Source organism: Porphyromonas catoniae ATCC 51270 (assembly GCF_000565015.1).
Classification (GTDB): Bacteria; Bacteroidota; Bacteroidia; order Bacteroidales; family Porphyromonadaceae; genus Porphyromonas; species Porphyromonas catoniae.
This window is the reverse complement of the sequence record NZ_JDFF01000021.1, coordinates 1-12,256: the sequence shown is the minus strand read 5'-3', so window position 1 is coordinate 12,256 and position 12,256 is coordinate 1. Positions and strand designations below refer to the sequence as shown.

At 44.8% G+C, this 12,256-nt stretch carries 9 protein-coding genes and 1 pseudogene; 1 reads left to right on the top strand and 9 read right to left on the bottom strand.

Features of this window, described 5'->3' with window-relative positions; all coding sequences use genetic code 11:
- Positions 1-185 precede the first annotated feature (185 nt).
- The 7 genes from HMPREF0636_RS05575 to HMPREF0636_RS08240 all read right to left on the bottom strand — a co-directional run bounded on the left by HMPREF0636_RS05575 (position 186) and on the right by HMPREF0636_RS08240 (position 8,449).
- The gene (locus HMPREF0636_RS05575; RefSeq protein ID WP_052328767.1) at positions 186-2,330 is read right to left on the bottom strand and encodes a S46 family peptidase; all 2,145 of its coding nucleotides are present in this window, start codon (positions 2,328-2,330) and stop codon (positions 186-188) included.
- A 251-nt stretch (positions 2,331-2,581) separates the two neighbouring features.
- The gene (locus HMPREF0636_RS05570; protein ID WP_044169052.1) at positions 2,582-3,565 is read right to left on the bottom strand and encodes an alpha/beta hydrolase; all 984 of its coding nucleotides are present in this window, start codon (positions 3,563-3,565) and stop codon (positions 2,582-2,584) included.
- Positions 3,566-3,592: 27 nt separating this feature from the next.
- Positions 3,593-4,432 (bottom strand): CPBP family glutamic-type intramembrane protease, encoded by an 840-nt coding sequence (locus tag HMPREF0636_RS05565; protein WP_044169051.1) that lies wholly within the window; start codon positions 4,430-4,432, stop codon positions 3,593-3,595.
- Positions 4,433-4,543: 111 nt separating this feature from the next.
- Complete coding sequence (locus HMPREF0636_RS05560; RefSeq protein ID WP_248616884.1) at positions 4,544-5,107, bottom strand: TetR/AcrR family transcriptional regulator; 564 nt, start codon at positions 5,105-5,107, stop codon at positions 4,544-4,546.
- A gap of 595 nt (positions 5,108-5,702) precedes the next feature.
- Positions 5,703-6,074, bottom strand: a complete 372-nt coding sequence (locus tag HMPREF0636_RS08575; RefSeq protein ID WP_155807301.1) for a 5-methylcytosine restriction system specificity protein McrC — start codon at positions 6,072-6,074, stop codon at positions 5,703-5,705.
- A gap of 981 nt (positions 6,075-7,055) precedes the next feature.
- Entirely contained in the window at positions 7,056-7,727 is a 672-nt protein-coding gene (locus HMPREF0636_RS08555; RefSeq protein ID WP_282705269.1) for an AAA family ATPase, read from the bottom strand.
- Between the two features lie 119 nt (positions 7,728-7,846).
- Positions 7,847-8,449 carry a hypothetical protein gene (locus tag HMPREF0636_RS08240; protein WP_052328765.1) on the bottom strand — a complete coding sequence of 201 codons (603 nt, stop codon included), beginning with the start codon at positions 8,447-8,449 and terminating at the stop codon, positions 7,847-7,849.
- 1,364 nt (positions 8,450-9,813) lie between these two features.
- Here HMPREF0636_RS08240 and HMPREF0636_RS05530 point away from each other — a divergent pair.
- A complete protein-coding gene (locus tag HMPREF0636_RS05530) occupies positions 9,814-10,314 on the top strand; it encodes an HU family DNA-binding protein (RefSeq protein WP_044169044.1) in 501 nt (166 codons plus the stop codon).
- 148 nt (positions 10,315-10,462) lie between these two features.
- Here the strand turns inward: HMPREF0636_RS05530 and HMPREF0636_RS05525 are convergent, their stop codons facing one another.
- Positions 10,463-11,656: a putative phage abortive infection protein gene (locus HMPREF0636_RS05525; RefSeq protein WP_044169043.1), complete on the bottom strand. Its 1,194-nt coding sequence runs from the start codon at positions 11,654-11,656 to the stop codon at positions 10,463-10,465.
- A gap of 338 nt (positions 11,657-11,994) precedes the next feature.
- A pseudogene (locus tag HMPREF0636_RS05520) lies at positions 11,995-12,256 on the bottom strand (phage integrase SAM-like domain-containing protein); the annotation flags it as partial.

Genomic DNA, 12,256 nt, shown 5'->3' with positions numbered 1-12,256 from the left:
GGGGGGGGTAAAATTAAGTTAAAAGAAGAGCTATAGTCAGCAATAGAGAGACGCTGGGAAGCATTACTGCCCAGTGCCCCTACTTTACTGTTATATTTCTGACCGTCTGCCATCGCTCTTAACTAAATCCTACGGTCGCAAAGGTAAGGAAATAATAATATACGCCACACACAGAGAGTAAAAACTTAGCGTAGGCTAAGCTCCTCGATAAGGCGTGGACAACGCCCCCAAACATCAATAGCAAAGAGCACGTAGCGGATGTCAACAACGATCGTGCGCTGCAACTGATGCTCGAACTCGATGTCTCCACTCATGGCCTCCCAGTTGCCATCGAAGGCTAGACCAAAGACACGCCCATTCTTATCAAAGACAGGGCTACCGGAGTTTCCACCGGTGATATCATTGTTCGAGATGAAGGCAATATGGAGCTTACCATCCTTATCTGCCCAGCGTCCCCAGCTACCCTCCCTCACTAGGTCAAGGAACGAAGGTAGGATATCAAACTCGGGCGAGCCTGGTGTATACTTCTCCAGAAGACCACGTGTAGTGGTGAAATAATCATACGTTACAGCATCAGCTGGGCTATAGCCCTTGATTGAGCCATAGCTCATACGCATGGTAGAGTTCGCATCGCTTGGCATGGGCTGACTTGGATTCATCTCCTTTCGTCCAGCGAAGTAAAGACGATTACCACGCTGTATAGGCTCTGTAAGGGGCTTCATAGCCAGCTGTAGCGGAGAGAGTATACCACGAACAAGTTGGGATAGCTTGTAGGCAGGATCATTAGCCAACACCTCAGCGAAATCAGGGCGTTGTGCAGCAGCGAGTACCTTCTCCTTGTAGGGGACAATGCTCTTCACAAAGAGATCTTTAGCATAAGCCTTTGTATCTCCACCATACTCCTTGTCTATAAGATCAAATATCGGAGCGATACGATCACGAGACACACGCAGACGAACGACATCTAGCATAGCTGGGAGGACTTCTTCATCAAGCGTGGGTATATAGTCCTTGTAGACATCCTCGATGCCAGACCGAATCTTCTCTCCATTGCTCTGCATATCCTTGTACGTCACATCCTTTAGACCATAGGCAAGGGCTATGATCTCCGCACCATTAAATGCCTCATTGAGATACATAGCCTCACGCTGCAGTCCCCCGAGTATCTTATAGGCAGCCTCCATCTCGGAGAGGATACCCTGATACTGCTTGGTTCGCTTACCTCCTTCGTTAGCCCACATCTCGAAGGCTGCTTCCTCGACACGTTTCTGTCCTAGCACATCGAGCTTAACGAGTGCTTTATTCATGCCAATGGAGTTCTTCCAGTAGTTGGAGCTACGGGCATACTTAGAGGCATACTTGATACGTGTAGCTTGGTCAGCATTCATTGCCTTGCTCCAAATAGCCTGCTTGATGCCTCTCACCTCGATACGAGGCTCATTCTGATCCTTCATCCTATTCTCAATGGCAAAGGATGGGATGTAACGAGAGGTAGAGCCTGGGAAGCCAATAGTCATAGCGAAGTCACCCTTTTCATAGCCTTCCGTTGAGATCGTAGCAAAGTACTTGGGCTGGAAGGGGACATTCTCCTTGCTATATTCAGCTGGCTGATTATCCTTGCCAGCATAGACACGAAAGACAGAGAAGTCTCCCGTATGACGTGGCCACATCCAGTTATCCGTATCTCCACCAAACTTCCCCACAGAGCCCGGAGGGGCAAAGACAAGACGCACATCAGGGAATACGTCATACGTAAGGAGGTAGTATTTGTTATTAGAGTAATAAGGACGCACCTCTACCCTCTTGTGATCCCCTTTATGGCGACGAAGCTCTGTGACTTCGATCTGCTGACAGATCTTCTGTATCTGTGAGAGACGATCCAGCTCATCCTTAGGCTTCTTTACCCCTGAGAGTACTTGTTTCGTTACATCTGTAATGCTAGAGAGGTAGCTCACTGTGAGTCCTTCGATCGGGAGCTCTTCTTGGAAACTCTGAGAGACGAAGCCATCACGTAGGTAGTCATGATCAACTGAGCTCTGAGACTGAATAGCATCAAAGCCACAGTGGTGATTAGTGAAGACCAGCCCCTTACCCGAGACAGTAACCCCCGTACAGCCACGGCCAAAGATGACGACAGAGTTTGCCACGCTGGGCTTATCTAAGCTGTAGAGAGAATCAATGGGCAGACGGAAACCAAGCCCCTTCATCTGGGCAATATTCTCCTTTGTCAGCTCATTGAGGAGCCACATCCCCTTATCTGCCTTCATCTGTATAGATAAAGCTAGGGAAGCCGCAGCGAAGAGTAAGCCCTTCCTTAGTAATTGTTTCATTGGATACACGTTATAATGTGGGTGAATATGACAAGAATGCCTTGTAAAGGTAGCAAATATACAGCTTCAAGAGTGGCACATCTCGCGATACAGGCTATGTATTGATGCTTCTAAGCCCTTTCTATCGCTGATTAACTTACAAGCGATAAAAAACTCCACCCCAAGCTATCTGCCTCGGGTGGAGTGATTGGTAAGTACGTAGGGAATCCCTTTAATAAGAGTTTCAGATCAATGCCTTCTGGGGCATTACCTTATTGAAGGTTTTCCTTAAAGAATGACTCCAGCTTATCAAATGGAATTGCTCCTGCCTGATTATCATAGAAGTCCGTGTGCCGAGCATTGGGTACGATGAGTAGCTCCTTCTTGTCGGTCTCTACGGATTTGTAGGCATCCTCACTCATATAGCGTGAATGGGCATTTTCTCCTGCAACCATAAGGGTTGGGACATCAATCTCATTAGCGTATGCAAGTAGAGGGAAGTTCATGAATGAAAGCAGCGTAGTAGCTGTCCAAACATGATTGGATACCGAACGCTCATGGAAGCCTCGTGGTGTCTTATAGAACTCGATATAGTCATTCAAGAATTGAGGTACTTCATCCGAAGGGGTATCGGGCATAGGATAGCCAGGGGTAGGAGTTCCTGTCTCAGCGTCCGTCCAACGGACGGCATTGAGTGAACGCTTCATTTCTCGACGTATTTCCGGCGTGTTACTGTCAAAATATCCTTGGCTGAAGACACGTGACATATCGTACATGACCATCGTTGCCACAGCCTTTATACGCGTGTCAATAGCCGTCGCATTTAGGGCAAATCCACCCCAACCGCAGATACCGATAATCCCGATCTTCTCTCTATCCACAAAGGATTGTAGTCCCAAGCAATCGACTGCAGCCGAGAAGTCTTCGGTATTGATGTCAGGCGATGCGACATGACGAGGTTCGCCGCTACTTTCACCTGTATATGAAGGATCAAAGGCTAGCGTCACAAAACCTCTCTCTGCCATCGTTTGGGCATAAAACCCTGAGGCTTGTTCCTTCACCGCTCCAAAGCCTCCGCAAACAGCTAGGGCAGCGAGCTTTTGTCCATTCCAGTTCTTCGGGGTATACAAATCACCAACTAGGGTGATACCATAGCGGTTCTTGAACGAAACCTTCTTATGCTCTACCTTATCGCTTGGTGGGAAGATCTTGTCCCAACCACTTACACCTACAGACATTTCTTTATTTGTGTTCATAATTACTTATTTTAGTTTTACGATTCATTATAAGCTAAGACGCTCTTTACTTTTCCGTATTCTTCTTAAATACAAGCCTATTCCCAGATAGATGAGTAGCGGGATGATACCGAAACTAGGAGATACCAGCAGTGCCTTGTCAGGTGAGATAACGGCAAAGCCTTGAGAAATCAGAGGATTGAGGGCATCTTCCATCGAGTGCATCAGGATCACCAACAGAAGAGAGCGTGACAGGAAGAAGATCTCGGTGTACATGATCGTCCAGACACCAATAACGATGGAGCTTACTATGACAAACAGCACATCACCATAAGGGAAGAACGTTGCTAAATAAGCGTCATCTAAGAATACCAGATAGTATGGTAGATGCCACACTTGCCACACGAGTGCCACGACCAAATAAACTAACCATTCGTTTTTGGTGAGCTGATCCATCTTGACCGTAAGGTAGCCTCGCCAAACCGATTCTTCAAAGCAATTCTTGAGAAACTCAGGAAGGAAAGCCGTCGCGAGGACAGGGAGATACGCCATAAAGCTAAACTTGCTTACATCCACCCAACCGAATAGGTTGCCGATAAGTAGCGTTATGCTGATAACCACTGGATAGACAGCGATGGCAAACAAATACCACCGAGTATTTTGCTTAAATCTAGGTTTCAATGGAAGATCCTTCCATCCATCGCCACCAAAGAAGCGAAGCAATATCATACTCACAATTGGTGTACTGATGAAAATCAATGCCCCGAGGGACTTCAAGTTTGAGGGTTCCCCAAGCAACTTGTCTACTCCAACCCCTATCCATCCGCAGGTTATAGCCACAAAGCTAAATAGGGCAACATTCCGAAGCGTCCTTATATTAGGTCTCATATTATTGATGTTCTTGATTATACTGATTGCTTACCTTTCGCCACTTACTGATTGCTTACCGATTTACTTGTTGGGTACCCCACAGCAAGAGCCAGGCACATCCCTCCCAAGCTAAGGGTTATTCAATATCTCTAAAATCTTCTCTTCGTCATAGACAAGCATGCCCACGGCTACCAGCGAAGCAATACCGTGTGCCAACATCCAAGCCTTAGCAATGCCACTCTTTACCTCTTCTTCAGATAGATGTTGGTATTCCTCACTATCCTTCATTATCTCTACTGCCTGCCGACTTTCAGGGAAAATATCAGTAAGCTTTACATTCATAATGTTGTCCATATAGAATGCTTTAAATAAAGCTGGTTCGGTATATGCCATTCGCACATAGCCTAGTCCCATATCAAGAAGGACATTACCCGTCTTCGAGCAATGAAGCATTATGTTTTGAAGGTACGGGAGGGCTCTTTGGCAGAGTTCAGCTTTGAGATCACCCATATTCTTATAGCAGCAGTAAATAGGCTGTGTAGAGCAACCTATCTGCTTAGCAATACTCCGAGCAGAAAGCACCCCAAACCCTTCTTTACGTACCATCTCAAAAGCCGTATCTATAATTGCTTCTTGAGTTATTGTTGTTAATTTCGGCACAAAACCAAACTGATAACTGATGTAATATAACACATGTAATATTTACAAAGGTAATGGTTTTTATCATATCAACAATACTTCAAACCAAAAGGTGATGAACCCGTGCTTGAAGCAAGGGTATCCCTTCTGGCAAGCTCATACACAGAGGTTCTCCATTCAAGCAATGAGCTCAATATAGCTCCATCCATACTTTTGATGAAGCAGGCTCCTGTCCTCATGCACAGGGACAAGGCAATCTTTGTAGTAGAATAAAGCTCAGACCTAACATTCAATAGGAGGAAATGGCTTACCCCATAGACCCTCCTAGCTTATCCACAAGGAGTTATCCTCTGTACACATAGAGAATTATCTCAGGTAGCATATTCGGCTAAAAAGGCTAACTTTGAGAGCGTAGAGACTAGAAACACAGCCCTCCAGAGTAGAGTGTATACCTACTGCGAGCAAAACGTATACGTCTTTCCATAAAAACATATACGTTTTATAGCCGGAGGCTTTACCTCTCACGCGGAGATGCTTTGAGGAGATGAAAATAATTGGAGAAATAGGAACAGCACACTAGATATCAGGCTCTATCTTATAGAGGAGTCTGGTAGAGCTAGCGCGAGATAAGCAGAAAGTACGCGGGAGACTACTGGTCGGGAGATTGAGAACGCTGTAGTCTCTCAATGAGCTCATCCAACTTAAACTTAGTATGACCTATAGAGGCTACATCCAGGGGTATACCCACTAGACACACATAAGTAATGGCCCTCGTCAGCGGATTGGAGATATGTAGTTCCCTACTCATGAAATGGGAGGCTGGATAGACCAAGATCGCCCGTTTATTAAGAGCTGTCCCAAATGAGCTGTACGCCAGTATCTGGTGCAGATCATACCTGAATATTTCCTTCAGATCCTCAGTTATTCTCTCTTGATTGAACATGTGACTTTTATACTTTGCATCGATGACATACTGGCAGTCACCTTTGTAGATCACGAGATCTGGCTCAAGATACCTCAGAGCTCAAGCAGGGGCTCTCCCTGATATGGAATAATGAGGGTTGCAGACTATGGCGTAGCTTTTCTTCAAGGCTACCTCCTTGAAGAGGTGCTGTACGTAGTGCTCAAATAGAGCCGAATAGTCTACTCTCCAAGGACGCCTCCTTGTTCGTTGATTTTGAAGGATGACATTCGCTAACCTTTTAGCTTCTCTGATAATTATCGAGTCAGAAGCGCACTCAACAAGCCTATCGCACATTCTTGGCTTCGGCATCCCTTCATAGCGAGAGCTCAACCTCGCTATTTTATTGAGATACCTAGCCCTCACAGCAATGGGTGTTTGTATTCTCTGGACTTCCGATATAGCCAACAGAAGAACTAAGACCAGTTGTCTAAACTCCCCATGTGATTTTGACAGTTTATTCTCCCTAGTAGGATACTTCAGCATCATCTCAGGAGAAAAGCTTCTTCGGGCATACTCTTCCCATCGAGTGCCACTAGTTGGGGAATCTCGCTCACGATCCATTACCTCAAACTTACACCATTGAGACCGTTCTATACGCTACCAGAAATCAATAAATCTACAGCACTCAAAGTAGAAAGGAGGCTCTACGGTAGAGTCCTGAATGTCAGGTAAACTAACATTATACTCAGGTAATAAACTATCCTGTACGGCCGTAAGAAGTCCTGATATACTCTCTCCAAATCTTCCTCGGATAATTAGATCTGCATAGGGTTTACCATTCCTAGGCGATAATAGAGGTACTGTGCCAGCATAGTGAGACGTTATTAGTTGCAACCGAGCTTTATTACCCAAAGAGACTTCAATGTTTGCTCGAATCCCCATAAAATCAAAGGCTGCTTCATTCAATGCTATAAAGTGCTTGAGTATATCAGCCCCATAGCGCTTGTCACATTTCCATACTGAATTCAATTCTTCATATGAAATTGAGAGCTCCTCCAGAGTACAAAGCTTTCGCATAACTATCTAGGCATAGCAGGACTATTCAAACAAATATACGCCAGCCTCTGTGTAGAATAGTTGAGAGAAACTATCTGCAGCCTTCTGCATGAGTCCTTCTGCTAGGTATTCTTTGATAAGTGGCATGAGCTCATAAATCAATCTCTCCTTCATAATCTTCTCATCATCTTGTTCGGCCAAGAAATAGCTGGGACCTGGCTGGAGATTGAGCTCTTCATCTGAAGCATATCGCTCAAAAATATCGCAGAACTTATGGAATAATTCCTCATCAAAGTATTCTCCTTCCCTCGGGCTTATACTTTGCGGGCGTATAGTATACCATGCAAATCTGCGACGAAGAGCAAAGTCTACTACGACAAGGCTCCTATCCGCGGTATTCATAGTTGCAATAACATCTAAATTGTCGGGTAGTCGAGGCACACTCCGAGTGCCTACCTGTAGCATAGTATTTCTTTCTCCTGTATGGCTCTCGAAAAGGAAGAATACAGGCCCCAAGACATTAGGCAGGCTGGCTCTGTTAATTTCATCGATAATTAGTAGGACACGTTCACCTGAGTCTTTTACTCGCTCAGCCGCTTTGATAGCCTCTACTAATATACCATCGCAGGCCTTATATATCAGCTGTTGAGATGATAGGTCTGGTCGGATACCTCCTACAAAATCAGCATAGGAAGTCTCTGCATGAAATTGGATTAAGTAGCTCTCTGTATAAGAGCATTGTATGTTTTTCCCACACCTGGAGCACCTTGGACCACAACAAACCGCTTACGCTTTAGAAGTCCTTTGATGTCCCCTTCTATGTCTACAGGTTGCTACTTTTTGAGAAGATACTCTATAGCTTTCTCCTGTTCGGCTCGTTGCGTCTGATTTGTCCGCCATCCTCTGAGCTTCACATACTGTGCTAGCCACGCTGAGATCACATGAAAGTCTTCGTCAGGGTCAACAATGCGTGCTGTTAAAATGAATTTATCGTATCGTTTGATGGTTGCCTTAAGATCTCGAAGACTATCCTCGTTCTCTATCATTTCTAGCAATTCAGGAATAGCTGACTCTATATTGCTAAAGTCATTTTTGAGAAAGGAACGTCGATCTGGATTCATCAACTTTCTATAAAGTCGTCTAAGCCATGGGATCGAGACTAGATCATAGTCTCGTTGAAACCCAGAGGATCCTACAGCTATAGCAATAACACAAGGTCCACTCTTTTGAGGAAAGACGACAAAGGATACATCATGGTAAGACCCTGTAAGATCTTCTTCTGGTCTTATATAACCAAAGTAGGCACCTCCCTTATCAAAGCTTTCAGCTGTGATATTGGACCGAACCACAGCGTTAGATGTATTTCCTTTGACCTCTTTTAAGCCAAACTCTTCGGCTTTTTTATTAACTCTCTCTTTTAGTTCTTCGGTGGTCATACGCTTACACTACTTGATGGATGTATATTGACAATCATGAGATCTCTCCATAGGAGGTTGTACCAGAATTATCCTTGAACCCCTGAGAGCCTTGCATAGGACATAAATCTCTTAGAGAGCTCTTGGGACGAATCTGGATGCTTAAAGTTAAGCCTTTCCTAGCTATCTACACAGCAAATCCAAATCATGTCACATCCCGGTCAATACTCTCTGTACACATCATCCGACTAAACGGGTAAACATAGGTGATGTACCGATCTAACATACAGCTTTGGCGAACAAGACATATAGGATATTCTTGAAAACACATACATTTTAAGCATAAAGGATAGGAACAAGCTCTTTCAACCTAGAGGGGGAAGATCCCCTATGGCATTTGCCTCCTTTAATCCTTACTGCTGGTTTTCACACAATCTCCAGCGTATAAGAAGTCGAAAGAATTACCCTTGTAGCGCCAATCCAAGTGCCCCAGCAACGCCCCCTGGTGTATCTCACACTTGAGAAGCGAGGAAAAGCAAGTCGCAGATGATGCTTCTCTGAGAATCACCTTACCTCATAAGTAAACCTTGGGGAAACTGGGAAAATCAATACACTAGATGATAGATGAGAGTCAATAGCAATAGAGAGATAAGACGTAGCGTGCTTATGCGAAATCTATATTATTCATCGCTTTTAATCATATTGGTCTATGTGACTATGCTCAATACCTTCGCATATCATACGTATTGGGAAGAGCGGATATCCCAAGGATTTAGACTGTTAGATGGTCTCGAGTTTAAGGTAGCTCATGGCTTGTTTATTAGTTCCTCTCACTATCATGAGTGGAGTTTGAGTCTATTTGATGCCACTATTCAGTTCTTAACGAGCAGGCAAGGGCTAACCTTTTATGCAATAGCCCTCGTCATCTTACTGCTTCAGCTAACTCATTTATTAGCTGTGAGAAGTTAGTATTCCGTTCCTGTTACGATCCTTTTGGATTCTTGTTGCTGGACAGGATATATTAGTCTTTTTACAAGGAAAGCGATACAACATCCATACTATGGCGTATATCCTAAAATTTACATTGTTTCCTCTGCGGTATTACTTATGCTTGGCTTTAGACTCCTACAATATCGGATCCTCCTTCACGTCCGATAGCACGAAAGAACTATCCGTAACCCATGGCACGAGTCCATGCAATAGCTGAAGCGACGACGTCGCTTCGGCTATTCCTTTTTTTGGGGGAGCTACATCTTTCGTTGGGAGTAGCTTTACCTCTCAGGCGGAGAGGCTTTCAGAAGAAGAAGAAAAACACACCTTACCTTGCCCCTGTGTAACGTCTCAGACAGGAGCAAGGAAAACCAGCTGGAGACACCTTAAATATTATGAGTAAGAAAAACAAACCCATTGGTTACATCCTCGGCCAGCACAAGGTGGGTGTCGGGCCAAACAAAGGCAAAGTGGTCATCCAAGCCACGCCTTTGGGCCGTCATCGTATGAGCTTCGAGCGCTTCTGCGAGTTGGTGGCCAAAGACACGACCCTCAATTACATGGAAGAGCAGAGCGTCTTGAACCTCGCTGCTGATATGGCGCGTGAAGTCGTAGCCAAGGGCGACGTCGTGGACTTCGGGCGTCTGGGGACGCTTTCGCCTTCGCTCAAGAGCAAGGTCGTGCCCGTCGGGAGCGAGTTCAATGCCAACGTGCATATCACCGAGCCCCGTGTGAACCTTCGTCCCAATGCCACGTACTTCCGTCTTCGTCCCGAGGAAGTCAGCTACGAACGCATGATAATCAAGCCCGCAATGAATATGGATGACAAAGAGCCTGATGAATACGGTGGTGATTCGCCTCCCTCTGGTGGCAACATCCCTTCTCCTCTAGCTTAAGTAGTATAGCCAGTAACTCCGAACCTAAACTCTGCTCCAACATTGAGTAACGAAGCCCGCTGGTATGATGTGGATAGCACCACATCCGAGGGCTTGGCCATTGTCTATCCTTGGCCTTACACTTAGCTATGCTAAGTTTGCCTAAGAGCTAATCTAATCTTTGGAATTCACTTAATCTCAAGAAGCTACAGTAGAGTGAACATCCGTCGGTAGCCTCAACTGAACTATATATTGAGCTAGTAGCATTGTCAAATAGGCTTATTATGCTTAAAGACCCCATCTTTCGTTTGCGACCAAAATTAGAGTAAGAGAAGATATCTATAAGGATGCTCTTAAATAGCTCCTTCTGATCCTCGCTGTTGAACCCGCTGAAGGGATCATATGTTTGAATGATTCTAGGTTTATCGATCTTGATCTCAATCCTAATATCACTACGTTTCGTAATATTGCATTTCCATCCACCTCCTCCCCAGAGGGATCTACTTTGTTCTGAACCTTCCAGGAGCTTTTTTATCTCGTGTTTTAAATCGTCGCAAAAAACACTTACTCGAAGTCTATCCACAGGTTTATCTTCCAGATCACCCCACCAACGTTTAAATTCCAAAAGTTCAAAGATGGGGAGGTGTTTGAGTAGGTTGTATTCATTGATATAGTGCTTGAATTTCTTACCATGTGGAGTCTGAGCATTGTACCTCAATAGGAGTAACTCACTATTGGTTAGCTGAGCTCGTAGTATTTTGATGTACTTTGCTTTATCTATTCCGTCTAGTCTCGATTGATCGATAACTTCACAAATACGATAAAGTATCCGAAAATACGAGCCAAGCCTAGGATGCTTCGCATAAAGTTTGAAATAGGAGCTCAGAGCCTGGGTAACATCCTTCTTATAGGAGCCGGTTGAGATAAAGCCTTCTTGTAATTCCCTTCGGAGCTCCTCAAAGAAATCTTTATTTGTGTATCGACCATCTTCTGTCGTAATATTTAGGTCGGAGACTTCTCTTTGTAAGTGTTTTAGGAGATGGAAGAATAAGGTACCCGTTTGTTGGTCATTGGTGCTTTTCTGTTGCTTCTCGGTAAAAACTCGTTGCTCTTTACTAGTAGCTCTCTGCTCCTTAAGAGTCTCTACAAGTAAATAGATGCTGACAACTGATAGTAGCCCCCCGATGAAATCCCCGTAATTACCGAATAGCTCTCCATCACAAGGTTGTGCTAGGTCATATGTTCTGCGTTGTGCAAATAGGAGAGCAAATATACCTACTGTGGCTAGGACTACTATGACAAGAATGTGTTTGCTCAGGAATGATATACTCTTGCGTAGGAATAGTAGAAGTTGATTTTTCATTAGTAGATCTTTTAGCTTAAATCAATATAAATCCAGCTAGTATAGACGAGTCTATACTAGCTGGATCAAGTTGTTGTCAATCCCCCTTCTTGTGAATATGGGGCTTGAGAGACGGCGTATTGCCTGGCGTGCTCTTATTGTCGCGCTGTCTTCGATCTGGCTGGTCCGTGCTTTTCGCAATTCTTTTAGGCCCTGGTTTAATTCCCATAATACTTGATTTCCAGTCCTTAGCTGGGGTCTTAAAATATTCACCTTAGCATGGCAATATTTGTGCCAGGCATACGTAACATGTCATAATGTCAAGTTCAAATGCAGAGTGACATGAATCTCAATCCTTTAGCGGTATTGTAGGCACATGAGGCCACTGTCGTGAGGTATAGCTCGAAGTCTTGGATGATGGCAGGCGTGAATTCCATCAGTCCGATGTCCTTACGCTTATACCGGTGCACTAGGAACTCGAAGAAGTGTCTACGCAAGACGCAGTACTTCTGTAAGCTCTCCTTGCTGATGGTGTGCCCCACGCGCTGACGGATGTCATCGATGAACTTGTCAAAGACAGGGAGAAAGGTGCTGAACTCCTGGATTTGCCCGAGGTAGGCG

Bases quoted from the DNA above. Each gene is read 5' to 3' on its own strand.
- HMPREF0636_RS05575 (WP_052328767.1), bottom strand. From the start codon at position 2,330: ATGAAACAATTACTAAGGAAGGGCTTACTCTTCGCTGCGGCTTCCCTA.
- HMPREF0636_RS05570 (WP_044169052.1), bottom strand. From the start codon at position 3,565: ATGAACACAAATAAAGAAATGTCTGTAGGTGTAAGTGGTTGGGACAAG.
- HMPREF0636_RS08240 (WP_052328765.1), bottom strand. From the start codon at position 8,449: ATGACCACCGAAGAACTAAAAGAGAGAGTTAATAAAAAAGCCGAAGAG.
- HMPREF0636_RS05565 (WP_044169051.1), bottom strand. From the start codon at position 4,432: ATGAGACCTAATATAAGGACGCTTCGGAATGTTGCCCTATTTAGCTTT.
- HMPREF0636_RS05530 (WP_044169044.1), top strand. From the start codon at position 9,814: ATGAGTAAGAAAAACAAACCCATTGGTTACATCCTCGGCCAGCACAAG.
- HMPREF0636_RS05525 (WP_044169043.1), bottom strand. From the start codon at position 11,656: ATGAAAAATCAACTTCTACTATTCCTACGCAAGAGTATATCATTCCTG.